The 16320-nt window shown below is 69.3% G+C and carries 15 protein-coding genes; 8 read left to right on the top strand and 7 right to left on the bottom strand.

Features of this window, described 5'->3' with window-relative positions:
* Positions 1 to 64 precede the first annotated feature (64 nt).
* Together CH42_RS04410 and CH42_RS04415 are read left to right on the top strand one after the other, a co-directional pair.
* Entirely contained in the window at positions 65 to 1888 is a 1824-nt protein-coding gene (locus CH42_RS04410; protein ID WP_053351976.1) for an ABC-F family ATP-binding cassette domain-containing protein, read from the top strand.
* A 12-nt stretch (positions 1889 to 1900) separates the two neighbouring features.
* Positions 1901 to 2956, top strand: a complete 1056-nt coding sequence (locus CH42_RS04415; protein ID WP_053351977.1) for a phosphotransferase — start codon at positions 1901 to 1903, stop codon at positions 2954 to 2956.
* Between the two features lie 13 nt (positions 2957 to 2969).
* On the opposite strand, the gene CH42_RS04420 is transcribed toward CH42_RS04415, so the two are convergent.
* On the bottom strand, positions 2970 to 4304 hold the full coding sequence (locus CH42_RS04420) for an aspartate aminotransferase family protein (protein ID WP_075205229.1): 1335 nt from the start codon (positions 4302 to 4304) through the stop codon (positions 2970 to 2972).
* A 168-nt stretch (positions 4305 to 4472) separates the two neighbouring features.
* Here CH42_RS04420 and CH42_RS04425 point away from each other — a divergent pair, with 168 nt between their 5' ends.
* The 4 genes from CH42_RS04425 (at position 4473) to CH42_RS04440 (ending at position 8287) form a co-directional block, all read left to right on the top strand.
* On the top strand, positions 4473 to 5558 hold the full coding sequence (locus CH42_RS04425) for an S-(hydroxymethyl)mycothiol dehydrogenase (RefSeq protein ID WP_053351978.1): 1086 nt from the start codon (positions 4473 to 4475) through the stop codon (positions 5556 to 5558).
* Positions 5558 to 6184 (top strand): MBL fold metallo-hydrolase, encoded by a 627-nt coding sequence (locus CH42_RS04430; protein ID WP_053351979.1) that lies wholly within the window; start codon positions 5558 to 5560, stop codon positions 6182 to 6184. The genes CH42_RS04425 and CH42_RS04430 overlap by 1 nt, the downstream gene beginning before the upstream one ends.
* 115 nt (positions 6185 to 6299) lie before the next feature.
* Entirely contained in the window at positions 6300 to 6947 is a 648-nt protein-coding gene (locus CH42_RS04435; RefSeq protein WP_053351980.1) for a VOC family protein, read from the top strand.
* Positions 6948 to 6976: 29 nt separating this feature from the next.
* Complete coding sequence (locus CH42_RS04440) at positions 6977 to 8287, top strand: M20 family metallopeptidase (protein ID WP_082309288.1); 1311 nt, start codon at positions 6977 to 6979, stop codon at positions 8285 to 8287.
* 3 nt (positions 8288 to 8290) lie between these two features.
* On the opposite strand, the gene CH42_RS04445 is transcribed toward CH42_RS04440, so the two are convergent.
* The gene (locus CH42_RS04445; RefSeq protein ID WP_053351981.1) at positions 8291 to 8965 is read right to left on the bottom strand and encodes a TetR/AcrR family transcriptional regulator; all 675 of its coding nucleotides are present in this window, start codon (positions 8963 to 8965) and stop codon (positions 8291 to 8293) included.
* 173 nt (positions 8966 to 9138) lie between these two features.
* Between CH42_RS04445 and CH42_RS04450 the strand changes: the two genes are divergently transcribed.
* A complete protein-coding gene (locus CH42_RS04450; RefSeq protein WP_053352064.1) occupies positions 9139 to 10362 on the top strand; it encodes an acyl-CoA dehydrogenase family protein in 1224 nt (407 codons plus the stop codon).
* Between the two features lie 5 nt (positions 10363 to 10367).
* On the opposite strand, the gene CH42_RS04455 is transcribed toward CH42_RS04450, so the two are convergent.
* The 4 genes from CH42_RS04455 to CH42_RS04470 all read right to left on the bottom strand — a co-directional run bounded on the left by CH42_RS04455 (position 10368) and on the right by CH42_RS04470 (position 14736).
* A complete protein-coding gene (locus CH42_RS04455; protein ID WP_053351982.1) occupies positions 10368 to 10856 on the bottom strand; it encodes a MarR family winged helix-turn-helix transcriptional regulator in 489 nt (162 codons plus the stop codon).
* A 50-nt stretch (positions 10857 to 10906) separates the two neighbouring features.
* The gene (locus tag CH42_RS04460) at positions 10907 to 11599 is read right to left on the bottom strand and encodes a GTP cyclohydrolase II (RefSeq protein ID WP_053351983.1); all 693 of its coding nucleotides are present in this window, start codon (positions 11597 to 11599) and stop codon (positions 10907 to 10909) included.
* Between the two features lie 81 nt (positions 11600 to 11680).
* A complete protein-coding gene (locus CH42_RS04465; protein ID WP_053351984.1) occupies positions 11681 to 13156 on the bottom strand; it encodes an amino acid permease in 1476 nt (491 codons plus the stop codon).
* Between the two features lie 65 nt (positions 13157 to 13221).
* Complete coding sequence (locus CH42_RS04470; protein WP_053351985.1) at positions 13222 to 14736, bottom strand: aminotransferase class I/II-fold pyridoxal phosphate-dependent enzyme; 1515 nt, start codon at positions 14734 to 14736, stop codon at positions 13222 to 13224.
* A gap of 73 nt (positions 14737 to 14809) precedes the next feature.
* On the opposite strand from CH42_RS04470, the gene CH42_RS04475 reads away from it, so the two are divergent.
* Positions 14810 to 15709: a LysR family transcriptional regulator gene (locus CH42_RS04475; protein WP_053351986.1), complete on the top strand. Its 900-nt coding sequence runs from the start codon at positions 14810 to 14812 to the stop codon at positions 15707 to 15709.
* A 7-nt stretch (positions 15710 to 15716) separates the two neighbouring features.
* On the opposite strand, the gene CH42_RS04480 is transcribed toward CH42_RS04475, so the two are convergent.
* Positions 15717 to 16280, bottom strand: coding sequence for a TetR/AcrR family transcriptional regulator (locus CH42_RS04480; RefSeq protein ID WP_053351987.1), 564 nt, complete (start codon positions 16278 to 16280; stop codon positions 15717 to 15719).
* Positions 16281 to 16320: the final 40 nt, after the last annotated feature.

The following is a 16320-nucleotide window of genomic DNA, read 5'->3' on the forward strand; positions in this document are numbered from 1 at the left end:
CGCGTGCTCGCGACTGCGCTCAGTGTACTGAGCACCCGGCGCGCACGGCTACGCTGGAGGGGTTATGGCGCATCTCTTGGGGGCCGAGGCCCTGCATCTCGAAGTTCCGACGAAGACCGTCTTCGACTCGGTGACGCTCGGCGTCGCCGAGGGCGATCGCATCGGCATCGTCGGCCGCAACGGCGACGGCAAATCGAGTCTGCTGATGATGCTCGCCGGGCGGCGCGAACCCGACGGCGGGCAGGTGACGATGCGCGGCGGCACGACGATCGGGGTGCTCGATCAGGCCGACAATTTCGACGACGGCGAAACCGTCGGGCACGCGATCGTGGGGGATCGCCCGGAGTACGAATGGGCCGGAGACGCGCAGGCGCGGGAGGTCATCTCGGGCCTGGTCTCTGACCTCGACTGGGAGGCGTCGCTCGATGCCCTCTCGGGCGGGCAGCGCCGTCGCGTGGCCCTCGCCCGGTTGCTGGTGCAGGAGTTCGACATCCTCTTCCTCGACGAGCCGACCAACCACCTCGACGTCGAGGGCATCGCCTGGCTCGCGAACCATCTGAAGCGCCGTTGGCAGCCCGGGCAGGGGGCGCTGCTGGTCGTGACCCACGATCGCTGGTTCCTTGACGAGGTGTGCACCACCACCTGGGAGGTGCACGACCGCATCGTCGAGCCCTTCGAGGGCGGGTACGCCGCCTACATTCTGCAGCGCGTCGAGCGCGACCGTCAGGCCGCGAGCATTGAGCAGAAGCGCCAGAACCTGGCGCGCAAGGAGCTAGCCTGGCTGCGTCGCGGTGCCCCCGCGCGCACCTCGAAGCCGAAATTCCGCATCGATGCCGCGAATGAGCTCATCGCCGATGTTCCTGAGATCCGCGACCGCGTGTCGCTCCAGTCGATGGCCGTCGCCCGCCTCGGCAAGGAGGTCGTGAACCTCGTCGAGGCCGGGGTCGCCTACGGCGATCGCACCATCATCGAAGACGTCGACTGGATGCTTGCGCCCGGCGAACGCACCGGCATTCTGGGCGTGAACGGTGCCGGAAAGTCGACGCTGCTCGGCCTCATCTCGGGCACGATCGAGCCGACTTCGGGTCGTGTGAAGCGCGGCAAGACCGTGCAGGTCGCGACCCTGACGCAGCGCCTCGACGAGCTCGAGGAACACCTGCAGGAGCCGGTGCGCACGGTTATCGGCCGCCTGCGCACGAGCTTCACCGTCGGCAGCGGCTCGAAGGCGCAGGAGCTGACACCGGGGCAGCTGCTCGAACGCATGGGGTTCACCAGCGCGCAGCTCTCGACGCCCGTGAAAGATCTCTCGGGCGGCCAGAAGCGGCGACTGCAGCTGCTGCTGATCTTGCTCAACCAGCCCAACGTGCTGATTCTCGATGAGCCGACCAATGACCTCGACACCGACATGCTCGCGGCGATGGAAGACCTGCTCGACTCGTGGCCGGGAACGCTCATCGTGGTGTCGCACGACCGCTACTTCCTGGAGCGCGTGACCGATCAGCAGTTCGCGATTCTCGACCGGCATCTGCGCCATCTGCCAGGCGGCGTCGATCAGTACCTCGAGTTGCGCACCGCGCAGGAGCAGGGCCGCGACGTAAGTACCGCATCGGTGGCGGGTGCTGCCGGGTCACCGAACGCCTCTGCACCCGCACCCGCGGCGGGTCTCAGCGGTGCCGACCGCCGGGCCGCCGAGAAAGAGCTCGCCGCGGTGGAGCGCAAGATGGAGCGCCTGCAGGCCGACATCGTACGCTCGCGCGACGGGCTCGCGAATTTCGATCAGACCGATTACACGCTGCTCAACGCGGAGATGACGAAGATCACCGCCATCGAAGACGAGGTCGCCGCGCTCGAGGAGCGCTGGCTGGAGCTGTCGGGCGAGCTGGAGTAGGGGAGCCGCCGCGTGCACGTACTCGATCCGCTCACCGCAGACGATGAGCGCGCGCTCGCCGCAGTGCTCGTCGAGCACTTCGGGGTCCGTGTGAGCGCTGTGCGGCGGCTGGGCGGCGAGCTCGACATCAACTATCACGCGGTCGGCGACCTCCCTGGCGCGGATCGCTTTGTGCGCCTCTCGCCTGAGCCGGTCGAGCCCACCGCGTTCGCCTGGCAGAACGCGGTGCTCGCGCAACTCGTTCGCACCCCGCTGCCGGTCGCGGCGCCGGTGCCGCAGCCCTCCCTCGCCGGCAACATTTCCGTGCCCTTCGCCGCCGCCGATGGGCGCGCGTTCCGGGTGCGGGTCACGACCTGGTTGCGCGGGCGCAGCGTGGCTGAACTCGGAGCGGTCGACGCCTCGTACCGGAGGCAACTGGGGGAGCTGGCCGCTCGGGTGCCGCTGAGTTTGGCGGCACTGCACGGTCAGCACGCCGGCCAGAACGAGCATCACTGGATGGCGGTGCGCGCGGGCCAATCTATTCGCGAGACCATCAGCGCCGTAACTGATCTCGATCGCCGGGGCATGGTGAGCGAGGCGCTGCGTCGTTTCGAGGTGATCGATTCGCAGCTCGACGATCTGCCGACCGCCGTGGTGCACCAGGACTTGCACGACTTCAATCTGCTCGCCGAACGTGATGCCGCGGGGCGCACGCGCATCACCGGAATCGTCGACTTCAACGACGCGGTCGTGACCGCGCGCATCGCCGAGGTCGCGATCGCTGCGGTGTATGCGGCGCTGCGTCAGGTCGACGCGTTCGGCGCGTTCTCGGAGGTTGTGGCGGGATATGTGGAGGCCGCGGTCGCTGCGGGAACGCCACCGAGCGATGCGGAACTTGCGGTGCTCTACCCGCTTGCGGTGGCGCGGCTTGCCGTCAATGGCAGCACCTGGACGATGCGGGGGTGCGAGGGCAACCGCGAGTACGCGGAATCGCGGATGACGGCGACGTGGCCGGCACTTGAGCAGCTCCTTCAGGTGACGCCCGAGCGGGCGGAATGGGTCTTCCGGAACTTCACGGCCGCGAGCTGAGGGGACGCGCGGTCTATGCCCGCGTCACCACGCGCAGCGCCTGCGTCAACGACTCGAGCAGGCGCGGGGCGTGCGTTTCGTCGAAGACGAGCGGCGGGCGAATTTTCAGCACGTTTGCGGCGGGCCCGGAGGCGCTGATCAGTACGCGATCGTCGCGCATCCGGTTGACGACCGCAGACGCCCTGGTCGCGTCGGGGAGCCCGGCGTCATTGACGATGTCGAGTGCGAAAAAGAGCCCTGATCCGCGGACGTCGCCGACCACTTCTGCGGCCTCGGCGATCCCGCGCAACTCCCCGAGCATGGCGGCGCCCAGCGTGCCGGCTCGCGCCACGAGGTCGCGATCGATCAGTTCGTCGAGCACCGCCTGACCCGCGGCGACGCTGACCTGGTTGCCGCCGAAGGTGTTGAAGAAGCGCATGTCTGCGCCGAAGCGATCGAGGTGCTCGGGCCGCGAGAAGAGTGCGGCGATCGGCATACCGTTGCCCATCGGCTTGCCCACGACGACGAGGTCGGGTTCGACTTCCTGGCCGGGAAAGCCCCACCATGCGCCGGTGCGACCGAACCCGGGCTGCACCTCGTCGGCGATGTAGAGGCCGCCATGGGCGCGAATCGCCTCGGCAGCGGGGCCGAGCACACCGGGAGAGGTGCCCTGCAAGCCATCGCTCGACAGAATCGAGTCGATGATGAGCGCCGCGGGCTCGACACCTCGTGCGCGGAGGGCGGCCACGGCCGCGTGCACGCGATCGGCGAGCGCAGCCGCGGCGGCCTCGGGGCTTTCGGTCGCGAGGTCGGGCGCCGAGATGAGCTCGACGTCGGTCGGTATCGGGTTGTTCGGACCGAGACTCGGCGAGATCGCTGCGGCCGCCGCCGTCGTGCCGTGATACGCGTGCGCGGTCGCGATGACGCCGCTTCGTCCGGTGACATGCCGCGCGACGCGCAGGGCGAGATCGACGGCCTCGCTGCCGGTGCAGACGAAGACCGCTTGGGCGAGCCCGTGCCCGACGAGCCCGGTGAGACGCTCGGCGTAGTCGACCACGTCGTCGCCGAGGTAGCGGGTGTGTGTGCCGAGCACGCCGAGCTGCGCCGCGACCCGCTGCTGCACGACCGGGTTGGCGTGCCCGACGACCGGAACATTGTTGTAGGCGTCGAGGTAGGCGTTGCCATCGGCGTCATACAGCCACACGCCCTCTCCGCGCACCGGGTGCACCGGGCGGTCGTAGAAGAGCCGGTAGGCGGCACCCATCGACCGTTGGCGGCGGGCGACGAGGTCGGCGTCGGCCGCGCTGAGCGAGCGTGCGCGAGCGGGATCGAAGCTGTTGGCCATGTGCAGGTTGGCGGCGGTGCTCATCGTGCCCTTTCCCGGGCCGGAGGTCGGTGGCCCCGCCACCACTGTATCCGCCGCGCGCGTCGGCTCGGGTGTGCCGCACGCCGTTCGTCGCTAGCCTGGACGCATGCGCAGTTCGGCCGTCGTGGCCGCGCTGCGGTGACCGCTCTGCCCCCGTGTGAAAGGAACCCCATGGCGTACCGAGTGCAAGGCGTTGTCGTTCGCGAGAAGAACGCGCCGGCGACCATCGAAACGGTGATCGTGCCCGACCCGGGCCCCGGTGAGGCCGTGGTTGACATCATGACGAGCGGCGTCTGCCACACCGATCTGCACTACAAGCTGGGCGGCATCAGCGACGACTTCCCGTTCCTGCTCGGTCACGAGGCGACCGGTCGTGTGGCGGCGGTCGGCGAGGGCGTCACCGAGGTGGCCGTGGGGGATCGCGTGATCCTGAACTGGCGCGCCGTCTGCGGGCAGTGCCGCGCGTGCGCCAAGGGGCTGCCGCAGTACTGCTTCGCGACGCACAACGCGACGCAGAAGATGACGCTCGAAGACGGCACCGAGTTGTCGCCGGCGCTCGGCATCGGTGCGTTCATCGAGAAGACGCTCGTCGCAGCGGGTCAGTGCACCAAGATCGACGAGGAGTCGGATGCGGCTGCGGTCGGCCTGCTGGGCTGCGGCGTGATGGCGGGCATCGGTGCCGCCATCAACACTGGCGAGGTCAAGCGTGGCGAGTCGGTCGCCGTGATCGGCTGCGGCGGCGTCGGCACCGCAGCGATCGCGGGCGCACAGCTCGCGGGCGCCACGACGATCATCGCCGTCGATATCGACGACGCGAAACTCGAGCAGGCGAAGCGCTTCGGCGCCACGCACACCGTGAACTCGAAGAATGAGGACGCGGTCGAGGCGATTCGCGCGCTCACCGACAGCTTTGGCGCCGACGTCGTGATCGACGCGGTCGGGCGCCCCGAGACGTACCGACAGGCGTTCTACGCACGCGATCTGGCCGGGCGCGTGGTGCTCGTCGGCGTGCCGACGCCTGAGATGCAGCTCGAGCTACCGCTGCTCGACGTCTTCGGGCGCGGCGGCTCGCTGAAGTCGTCGTGGTACGGCGACTGCCTGCCCAGCCGCGACTTCGAGATGCTCATCGACCAGTACAAGCTCGGACGTCTGGATCTCGACGGCTTCGTGACGGAGCGGGTCGGCCTCGGCGACGTCGAGGCGTCGTTCAACCGCATGCACGACGGCACGGTGCTGCGTTCGGTGGTGGTGCTCTGATGGGCGCACGCATCGAACGCCTCGTCACGAGCGGCACGTTCTCGCTCGATGGGGGCACCTGGGACGTCGACAACAATGTCTGGCTCGTCGGAGACGACGCCGAGGTGATCGTGATCGACCCGGCCCACGATGCCGCAGCGGTGGCCGAGGCGGTCGCGGGTCGCACCGTGCGGGCGATCCTGCTCACCCACGGGCACGACGACCACATCCGGGCCGCTCGCGACACCGCCGCGCTGCTCGGCGCACCGCTGCACCTCAACCCGGCAGACGCGATGCTGTGGGAGACGGTGCACGAGACCGCGCCCGACGCCGAGATCGCAGACGGCGACGTGTTCACCGTGGTGGGCGTCGAACTCACCGCGCTGCACACACCCGGCCATTCGCCCGGATCGACCTCGTTCAGCGCACCCGCGCTCGGGGCGGTCTTCACCGGCGACACGCTGTTCCAGGGTGGCCCGGGGGCCACGGGACGCTCGTTCAGCGATTTCCCGTTGATCATCGAATCGATTCGCGAGCGCCTGCTCACGCTGCCCGCAGACACCACCGTCTACACGGGGCACGGCGACACCACGACGATCGGTGCCGAGGCGCCGCATCTCGAGGAATGGATCGCGCGCGGTCACTGACCACGGCGCAGGCACGAGCGCCGGCGACGCCCGCGCCCAGCCCCGACACCACTCGCGTGACCGCGTGTGACGTCAGGGCTGGGCGCGGGCGTCTGCAGTGTGGTGAAATCGCGGTATGAGCATTCCGAGCCTTCTGGATCACATCGTCATCGCAGGCCCCGACCTCCCCGCACTCGTCGACTGGTTCGCGGAACGCACCGGTGTCGTCGCGGCTCCGGGCGGCGCCCACCCCACGGGCACGGCGAACGCGCTCGTCGCGCTCACGATCGGTGGGCAGCGCGGCCCGCAGTACATCGAACTCATCGGGCCGAACCCCAATCGCGAAGACCCCGCAGTGCCGACGACCTTCGGCATCGACGGGCTCACCGAGCCTGCGGTGCAGGCGTACGCGGTGCATCCCTCCGACATCGACGCCGTGGTGGCCGGGGCGCGTTCGCGCGGCTTCGACCCCGGTGACGTATGGGAGCTCTCCCGTTGCACCCCCGCGGGCGACCTGCTCGAGTGGCGCCTCACCGGTGCTGCGCTGGATCGCCTCGACGTGCCGTTCCTCATCGACTGGGGCACGACGACGCAGCCCGGGCTCAGCGACCTGCCGACCCTCGAACTCGTGCGGTTCGTTCGCGCCGAGGTCGATGCCACGGCGGTGCAGCATGCGCTGGACGCGCTCGATCTGGGGGACGGGGTGACTGAGATCATCGCCGACGGCTCCGCGGGCTACCGCCTCGAATTGCGCCGTGCCGACGGTGAGACCGTCACCTTCTGATCACACGGCACGAGACGGAATCACGCGAGATGACTGATCCCTACGACATCTACGTCGACTACCAGCGCCGGGCGCAGACACCCCCGCAGCCTCCCGAGCACCGCGCGTCGGCGTTCGCCGGGGCGGGATCGGTGGCGCACGAGCGCCTCGCGGCCGCGGTCGACGACCTGCGCCCCAAGCTCGAAACGCTCGCGCGCACACTGTACGCCTCGCCCGAGGTCGGCTTCGCGGAGCACGCATCCGTGGGGCTGATCAGTGACGTGCTGGCCGCGCACGGCATCGAGACCGAGGTCGGCGTCTTCGGACTCGACACCGCGTTTCGCGCGAGCGTCGGCGACGGTACCGGGCCGCACTTCGCGGTAATCGCCGAGTACGATGCACTGCCCGGTGTCGGGCACGCGTGCGGGCACAACATCATCGCCGGAGTCGCGGTCGGCGCCTTTCTGAGCGCGGTGCCGATCGCGCAGGAGCTCGGTGCGACGCTCTCGCTCATCGGAACGCCCGCTGAGGAGAACGGCGGAGGCAAAGAATACATCTTGCGCGCCGGCGGCTTCGACGATGTCGACTCCGCCGGAATGGTGCACCCCGCCGCCGGGTCTCGAGTGTCGGCGATCTGGGGCGAGCGCACGACGGGCGTGCGTCGCGTCGCGGTGACGTATCGCGGGCGCGCGGCCCACGCCGCCGGCACCCCGTGGCTCGGGCTCAACGCCCTCGACGCGGCGGTCACGGCGTACCAGTCGGTGGCGCAGCTGCGGCAGCACATCCTGCCCATCGATCGCGTGCACGGCATCATCACCGACGGGGGAGCTGCGCCCAACGTGGTTCCCGAGCAGGCGTCGGCGCTGTTCTACGTGCGCTCCGGTGAGATCGATACCCTGCGAGTGTTGACCGATCGCGTCGTCGCGGCGCTCGAGGGGGCCGCGCTGGCGACCGGGACGACGGCCGAGATCGAGGTCGATCCCGTGCCGCCCTACCTGCCGCTCGAGCCGAACGTCGAGCTCGGTCGGCGCTGGGCCGACGCACTCGCCGCGCGCGGCCGCCAGACTCCGGCTCCACCGCCCGTGCCCACCCAGGGCGGGCCGTCGACCGATATGGGCAACGTCACGCAGTTCATCCCGTCGATCCACCCGTCGATCGGTCTGGGCGGGCCCGACGACGTCTTCCCGCACAACGCCGCGTTTGCTGACCTCACGGTGCAGCCCCCGGCATTCGACGCGCTCGCCGATGCGGCCGTCGCACTCGGATCGGCCGCGATCGACTACCTCGCGGACGCCGAGTTGCGTGCAGCGGTGCAGCACGAATTCGAGGCCCGGGGTGGGCGCTACCGCTGGGAGGCGTGACGCCTAGCGGCGCAGTTGGGCCGCGATCGCATCGAGCACCGATTCGGGGGTGCCGAGCGCATCGTAGACCGCGACCATGACGCGCTGCTCGGCGACCTCGTCACTGGGCGCCAACCACCGGGCGTAGAGCGCGGTGAGCTGGTCGAGGTCGTCGTGCAGCGCGCGCACGGCATCGGTCACGCGCCCGCGCAGCCACGATCGCAGGGCGGCGTTGTGCGCCGCGACCAGCGATGCGCCGAGCGCCGAAGCCACCCAGGCCGGGGTTCCCGGCTGCTGCACTTCGCGGATGTAGCGGGTGTAGACGCGCTCGTAGCGGTGCGTGATGACGAGTTCGCGGTCGCGCAGCGCCGGGGTGAGGCGCATCAGCTCGAACCGCAGTCGGGCGGCATCGGGATCGCGGATGAGGAGCCGCAGCACCTCGGTCGTTCCCTCGACCAGCGCGGCTGCCGGGGCGAGCGTCGTCGTCTCGAGACCGCTCTCGAGCTGCGCAAGCGCGTGGTCGTGATCGGCGAAGACCACGTCGTCCTTGCTGCCGAAGCGCCGAAAGAACGTGCTCCGACTCATGCCGACGGCCGCAGCCAGGTCTTCCGCCGTTGTGGCGTCGTAGCCGCGCTCGGCGAGGTGGCGGATCGCGGCGGTCGAGCTCTCGGGAGCCGGTGCTGCGGTGTTCGATGACATGCCCCGAACGTAGCACAGTTCGGCAGGTTTGGGACTCCGTTCCAGTGCAATTTGGCGGCGATCTGCCTGTGAAATCTGGGTGATCCCGCGTACCGAGTCACTTGACGTGGCACCGCGTCTCAGGCATGCTCGGAGACGAAGCGCCGGTGCCGGCCGACGCGCGAAAGGAACGCATGTCGCACGCGAAGCCCGTCACCAGCCAGGGAACCGCCGAACCCGAGTACGCGCTCTGGGAGCCGCTCGACCCCGATGTCGCGGGAGTCTTCCGCGATGTTTCGGCCGATGACCGCGCCTATTGGAATCGCGCGCGGGCCTTCGTGCAAGACGAGGTGCGACCCGTGATCGCCGGGATTTGGGATCGTGCGGAGTACCCGCTTGATCTCGCCCGTCGACTCGGAGACCTCGACCTGCTGCGCGACGGCATCGATGTGCCCGGCTTCCCCGAGCAGAGCCTGCTCGCCGCCAGTCTCACGATGATGGAGCTCTCTCGCGGCGACGGGTCGATCGCGACCATCGTCGGCGTGCAGGGTGGTCTGGCGCTCCGTTCGATCGCGTACTGCGGGTCCGAGGAGCAGCGCGAGCGCTGGGGCGAACCGCTCGCCCGCGGCACGAAACTCGGGGCGTTCGCGCTGACGGAGCCGACGCACGGCTCCGACTCGGTGAGTCTGGAGACGCGAGCCGAGGCCGATGGTGAGGGCTACCGCATCACCGGGCACAAGAAGTGGATCGGTTCGGGCAGCGTCGGGCAGGTGTCCGTCGTCTGGGCGCGCGGTGACGACGGGCAGGTGCAGGGATTCCTCGTGCCGCAAGACAGTGCGGGCTATCGCGCGCGCACCATCGAGCAGAAGGTGTCGCTGCGCGCGATCTGGCAGGCGCACATCGAGCTCGACGGCGTGCAGGTGCCGGCGAGCGCGAAGCTGCCGGGCGCGAACAGCTTCAAAGACACCGCGCGGGTGCTGCAGGCGACCCGACTCGGGGTCGCGTGGGGCGCACTCGGCCAGGCCACCGCGGTGTACGAGACGGCGGTGCACTACGCGCAGCAGCGCGTGCAGTTCGGGCGCTCGCTCGCGGCCTCGCAGATCGTGCAGGCACGCCTCTCCGAGATGCTGAGCGCGTTGACCTCGCTGCAGACGCTGCTCATGCAGCTCACGCGCGCCGAGGAACGCGGAGAACTCACCGGCCCGGGCGCCTCACTCGGCAAGTACACGGCGACGCGCACGGCGCGCGACCTGGCCCGCAACGCGCGTGATCTGCTCGGCGGCAACGGCATCCTGCTCGAGAACCGCGTGGCGCGGCACTTCGCCGATATCGAAGCACTGCACACTTACGAGGGCACGGAGACGGTGCAAGCTCTGATCATCGGTCGCGACATCACGGGTATCTCGGCGTTCGCCTGAGCCCGCTACAGGGCGCGCTCAATGCCGGGCAGCAGCTTGCCGAGCAACACGGCGAGCTGCTGCTGCTCGGCGGCGTCGAGCGGGCCGAGCACGAGTTCGCGGATCTGCGCGACGTGCGCGGGCGCTGCGTCGCGCAGCGCCTCGAGCCCCGCGCTCGTGAGGTGCGCCGAGCGTGCGCGGCGGTCTGCGCCGCAGCTCGAGCGCTCGACCCACCCGCGCTCGACCAGCGCATCGATCGCGTGGCTCAGGCGCGAACGGCTGAGCCCGGCGATGCGGGCGAGCTCAGACATCGAGGGCTGCTCGTCGGTCGGGCGGGCGAGCATCACCAGAATCGCGTAACGGGCGTGATTGATGCCCGCCTCATCGCGGAGGGTGCGATCGAGTGCCTGAGGCAGCAGCTGCGCTACGCGGATCAGGGGCAGCCACGCGGCCATCTCGGCGTCGGCGAGGCGCCGTTCGGTGCCGGATCGCCCGACGTCGTCGACGCTCGGCATTGTCCGGGCAGGTGGCTGCGTGCCGCCCGCGTCGGCAGAGCTCCCGCTGCTCACGCCGCGGTGAGGTCGATCGTGTGCGCGGTGTGATCGCGCTTCGATTCGAGGTACTTGCGGTTGAACCCGGAGAGGTGCACCGAGGTGGGAACGCGGCCCGCGACCTCGATGCCGAGCGCGCTGAGCTGCTCGGCCTTGTCGGGGTTGTTGCTGAGTAGGCGGATGCGCTCGGCGCCGACGGCCCGCAGCATCTGCGCGGCCGAGGTGTAATCGCGCTCGTCTTCGCCGCGGCCGAGCGCGACGTTCGCCTCGTAGGTGTCGAGGCCCGAATCTTGCAGCGCGTAGGCGTCGAGCTTGGCGTAGAGGCCGATGCCGCGGCCCTCTTGCCGCAGGTAGAGCAGGAAGCCTCCCTGCTCGGCGATGCGTTCGACGGCTTCGCGCAGCTGCGGGCCGCAGTCGCAGCGCTCTGAACCGAAGACGTCGCCGGTGAGGCACTCGCTGTGCAGGCGCACGAGCGGGGCATCTGCCTCAGCGGATTCCGCACCGGCTGCGGCGACTCCGGTGGCAAGCGCTGCCTCCCAGTCGCCGAGCCCGAGCAGCAGGTGCTCTTTTCCGTCGACGAGGTCGGTGAAGGTGAAGACGTCTGCGGTGGTCGCGTAGTCGTCGGGGAAGCGCAGGGGGATGCGTACGCGGGTGCGCACAGAGGCAGCCGGGGACGCGTCGATCGTGGTGTGTGAAGTTTCAACCATGTGCGATACAACGCGCACGGGTGGCGGGTATTCCCGGGGCTCGCCGAGATGACGCCGTGTTGCCGGCGAGCCCCGGGAGGGTTACTCGTCGTCGAGCGGGTGCGCGACGGTCGGGATCGCCCCGGTGAGCGGGCGCCCCTCCTTGATCAGGCGGCGCTTGCGCAATTGCCACAGCACGGTGAGCAGAATAAACCAGACGGGGGCGGCGAGAATCGAGGCCCGTGTGTCGGCGCCGTAGAGCAGCGTGCCCGCGATGAACACGAAGAATCCGAGCACCAGCCACGGGGCGACGCGCGACAGCGGCATCTTGAACACCGAGGTCGCGTGGCGATCCGGGTGGCGCTTGCGATACACGATGTAGCTCACGACGATCGACCCCCAGGTGAACAGGATGAGCGTCGCACACATCGAGGAGACGAACGTGAAGGCCGCGATCACGCCGTCGCCGGCGAAGAGCAGGGGAATCGCCGCGAAGAGGAAGACGCAGGTGAAGAACACCGAGCGCCGCGGCACACCGTGTCGATCGGTCAGCGCGAACTTTCGGGGAGCATGGCCGTCTTTGGCGAGACCGAAGAGCATGCGCGTACCCGAATACAAGCCGGAGTTCGCGCTCGACGCCGCCGAGGTGAGCACCACGAGTTGGATCACGACCGCCGCGAGTCCGAATCCGGCCGTGGCGAGGGTGGCGACGAAGGGGCTTTTGTCGGGCGAGATCTCGTCCCAGGGCGTGACCGACATGATGACGACGAGGGCGCCGATGTAGAAGATGAGAATGCGCACGACGATCGAATTGATCGCCTTCGGCAGCGTCTTTCGCGGGCTCTGGGTCTCGGCGGCGGCGGTGCCGACGAGCTCGACGCCGATGAACGAGAAGATGCCCATCTGGAAGCCCAGCACGAAGCCGCTCGCACCCATCGGGAAGAGGCCGCCGTGCGTCCAGAGATTCGTCACCGACGTCGTCGTGCCGTCGGGCGAGGTGAACTGCGTCGCCATAAGGATGATGCCGACCACGATGAGACCGAGGATCGCCACGATCTTCACGATCGCGAACCAGAACTCCGTCTCGCCGAAGAATTTGACCGGCTGCAGATTGAGCACGGTGAGCACGAGTGCCGTGATGAGGGCGGGCACCCACGCCGGAATGTGGGGGTTGAACCACTGCACGTAGGCGGTGATCGCGACGATGTCGGCGACGCAGGCGATCACCCAGGAGAACCAGTAGTTCCACGAGACGAAGAACCCGGCCCACGGCCCCAGCATGTCTTTCGCGATGTCGCCGAAGGTCTTGTAGTGCAGGTTCGAGAGCAGCAGCTCGCCCAGGGCCCGCATGATGAAGAAGACGAAGAAGCCGATCACCAAGTAGACCAGGATGATCGAGGGGCCCGACACACTGATCAGCTTGCCGGAACCGAGGAAGAGGCCGGTGCCGATCGAACCGCCGATGGCGATGAGCTGGAGGTGGCGGTTCTTCAGGCCGCGCTGCATGCCGCCATCAGGCTCTTCGGCGGCTGCCGACCCTCCGGGGGACTGCGGCGTTCCCGTGTGCGTACTGGTCATGACACTCCTTCGTGCGTCGGCCGGATGCCGACTGGTGTGGTGGTGGGGAGATGAACGCGCGGGCGTCAGACGACCACGCGGAACGTTTCGAGGGCAGCGTCGACCGATCCTCGAACATACCCTGCCGGGCTCGCGGCGGTGGCGCGGAGGAACGCGACGACCTCGGCCGACAGCACCTCGCCGGGCAGCACATTGGGGACTCCGGGCGGGTACGCCGCAAGCGCGTCGGCGGAGACGCGGCCGACGGCATCGATCGCGCTGACGACCTCGACATCGCTGAAGAATGCCTCGCCCAACCCGATCGCCCGCTCACAGGCGGCTGGCAACGCGATCGGACGCTCCGGCTCGACCTCGGCCTCGGGCAGCTGCTGCAGCGCATCGAGGAATCGGTCGGCATCGATGTTCGACGTCGCGCCGATCAGCGCGAGCAGGGCCGACGGGGTCGAGAGCTCGCAGTAGATGCGGTGGTCGCGCAGCAGCAGATGGTGCGCCTCGCCTCCGGTGATGCCCGCACCGCGCGTATCGATCGCGATCTTGAACGGGTCGTTCGCGATGGCATCCGCGCGATCGAGCACGTCGGGCGTCGCGTCGCGATAGCGACGATCCTCGCGGATCGCGGTGCGGATGCGCTCGGCGGAGCGCAGCGAACGGCCGATGAGGTCCGGGCGCGTGGCGATGTGCTTGCGGGCCTCGTCAAGCGAGGCGAGCAGCAGGGCGCTGGTCGAGGTCGACTGGAACGAACGGACCACGCGGTCGACGAGCGATTCGAGCTGGGCGGCGAACGGTCCGTGCCCGAGCTGGATCATCGCCGACTGCGTCAGCGATCCTGCCGCTTTGTGCGTGCTCGAGATCACGAGGTCGGCGCCGAGGCGGGCCGCATTCACCGGGAGGTCCGGGTGCATGCCGAAGTGAGATCCCCACGCTTCGTCGACGATGAGCGGCACACCGTGGTCGTGCGCCACGCGGGCGATTGCCGCGATATCGGCGACCGCGCCGAAGTAGCTGGGCGAGACGACGTAGACCGAAGCGCTCTCGGGGTGCGCGTCGAGGGCCTCAGAGATCTGCGCAGCGGTCACGCCGTGCGAGGCGCCGAGCCCGGCGTCGACCGACCCATAGACGAAGTGCGGATCGAGCCCGACGTGCGTGGCCCCGTCGATCACGCTCGAGTGGACGCTGCGCTGCATCACCGTCTCACGGCCGAGTCCTCGCGCCACGGTGGTCGCGACGTGATTGCCGCCGGAGGCGCCGTTGGTGATGAACCACGTGCGACTCGCACCCCAGGCCTCGGCGGCCAGCTGCTGCGCACGCATGAGCGGGGTGACCCGGCCCGGAGTCGTGAGGCGCCACGTGCGCTGGTCGACTCCGCTGAACAGCATGGGAAAGTCGAGGGCGACCGCGTCGGCACCGACGAGCGCATCGATGCCGGGCGCGTTGCCGGCGACACCGTGGTGCGCGGGCACGTGCAGTCGCTGCCAGGGCTCTGCGGCGAGTGACCGCAGCGCATCGACATACGGCGTCTCGAACTGTTGAGCAGAGACTGGGGCGAGGGCCGCGTCCGCGCGGCGGGGTGAATCGAGCACGTCCCCACGATAGGCAGCCGTGAGCCCCTGCGGAATATCAAGTATTCGCCGTTTGTGACATACCCTCTATGACATGATCACCCTGCAGCAACTGCGCGTCCTGCTCGCGATCCGCGAAGCGGGAAGCCTGACCCGCGCGGCCGACGCGCTCCAATACGGGGTGCCGACGGTGACGCACCACCTGCGCGGGCTCGAGGCGCACCTCGGCACGCAACTCGTCGTGCGCGACCGGCTGGGAGCACGGCTCACCGAACTCGGCGCCCACTTCGCCGACGAGGTGGCCCCCGTGCTGACGCGCATCGCGCGCGCCGAACGCAGCGTCGCCGAGTTGCGCGACGCGGGCACGGTGACCCTGCGCGTCGGGAGCTTCTCGTCGATGGGATCTCGGCTGATTCCGGCAGCGGTTTCCGAGTTGCAGCGCCGGTCGAACGTGCGGGTCGAAGTCGTGGAGGCTGAGCCGACGGAGGTGGTGCGCATGGTGCGCACCGGGGAGGTGCACGCCGGGCTGATCTACCACGTCTCGACCGAACCCGGCTTTGAAGGGACCGATCTCGTGCAGCGCTCCCTCTTCTCCGAACCGTACCGCGTGCTCGTCGGGCGCGAGAGCGCGTGGGCTGCGGCCGACGTGATCGACTTCGCCGAACTCGGCGACACGGCCTGGGTATGCAGTCGCAGCGACGACGAGGCCTCGGACCGCGTGCTGCGACGGGTGCACCAGGCGCTCGGGCTGCCGATGCGCGTGCTCATGCGCACCGACGACCTCTACATGATTCACGGCCTGGTCGCCGAGGGGCTCGGCGCGGCGCTCACCACCGACGCGGCCGTCGACGCGGACTTCGACGTGGTGCTCCGCCCGGCCGTGCAAGATCTGGGGGAGCGTCGCGTATCGTTCGTGACGCGACGCGGGCCCGTGCCGCCGGCGGTCGGGTGGCTCGGCGAGGTGTTCGAGCGAGCGACGGCCGATCTGCGATGAATCGCGGCTAGAAGCCGGAGTGCTGCAGGGCGTCGCGCACAGCGCTCTGCGCGGCCCGGGCATCGATCTGACCCGTCAACCAGCGCCCCGAGAGCCCCTCGACGAGTGCGGTGAGGAGCAGTGCGACGGCGTCGGGATCGCCTGGGATGCCGCGATCCCGCGCCGCCTCGCGCACGAGCTCGGCGACCGTACGCTGCCAGGCCGCGGTCGACTGCGCAACGGCTAACGCCTGTACGGGCTCGAACACGGCGAGTGCGCGGAGCTCGTTCCACGCGATCGAGCCGGCGCGAATTGCCGGGTCTTCGCCGAACTCCGAGCACAGCAGAGCGGCGAGTCGCTCGGCGGCCGGCGCATCGGCCGAGCTCTCGGCGGCACGCCCAACTGCACCGGCGGTGACGTGGTCGAGCGCGGCTCGCAGCAGTCCGTCGCGATCGCCGAAGTGATATGCGAGGAGGCCGATCGATACCCCGGCTTCACCCGCGACGTCCTGCATGCGGAAGCCGCGAATGCCGGCGCGTGCGATAACGCGCTCACAGGCGTCGAGAATGCGGTCGCGTGCGTCGTTGGCCATGCGATCCCTTCGGTTTCGCGTGCCCGCTTGACAGAGAACG

Source organism: Leucobacter musarum subsp. musarum, from assembly GCF_001273845.1.
Classification (GTDB): Bacteria; Actinomycetota; Actinomycetes; order Actinomycetales; family Microbacteriaceae; genus Leucobacter; species Leucobacter musarum.

Coding starts and splice junctions, on each gene's coding strand:
- CH42_RS04475 (WP_053351986.1), top strand. CDS start 14,810: ATGATCACCCTGCAGCAACTGCGCGTCCTGCTCGCGATCCGCGAAGCG.
- CH42_RS04460 (WP_053351983.1), bottom strand. CDS start 11,599: ATGGTTGAAACTTCACACACCACGATCGACGCGTCCCCGGCTGCCTCT.
- CH42_RS04480 (WP_053351987.1), bottom strand. CDS start 16,280: ATGGCCAACGACGCACGCGACCGCATTCTCGACGCCTGTGAGCGCGTT.
- CH42_RS04445 (WP_053351981.1), bottom strand. CDS start 8,965: ATGTCATCGAACACCGCAGCACCGGCTCCCGAGAGCTCGACCGCCGCG.
- CH42_RS04420 (WP_075205229.1), bottom strand. CDS start 4,304: ATGAGCACCGCCGCCAACCTGCACATGGCCAACAGCTTCGATCCCGCT.
- CH42_RS04425 (WP_053351978.1), top strand. CDS start 4,473: ATGGCGTACCGAGTGCAAGGCGTTGTCGTTCGCGAGAAGAACGCGCCG.
- CH42_RS04430 (WP_053351979.1), top strand. CDS start 5,558: ATGGGCGCACGCATCGAACGCCTCGTCACGAGCGGCACGTTCTCGCTC.
- CH42_RS04410 (WP_053351976.1), top strand. CDS start 65: ATGGCGCATCTCTTGGGGGCCGAGGCCCTGCATCTCGAAGTTCCGACG.
- CH42_RS04465 (WP_053351984.1), bottom strand. CDS start 13,156: ATGACCAGTACGCACACGGGAACGCCGCAGTCCCCCGGAGGGTCGGCA.
- CH42_RS04455 (WP_053351982.1), bottom strand. CDS start 10,856: ATGCCGAGCGTCGACGACGTCGGGCGATCCGGCACCGAACGGCGCCTC.
- CH42_RS04450 (WP_053352064.1), top strand. CDS start 9,139: ATGTCGCACGCGAAGCCCGTCACCAGCCAGGGAACCGCCGAACCCGAG.
- CH42_RS04435 (WP_053351980.1), top strand. CDS start 6,300: ATGAGCATTCCGAGCCTTCTGGATCACATCGTCATCGCAGGCCCCGAC.
- CH42_RS04440 (WP_082309288.1), top strand. CDS start 6,977: ATGACTGATCCCTACGACATCTACGTCGACTACCAGCGCCGGGCGCAG.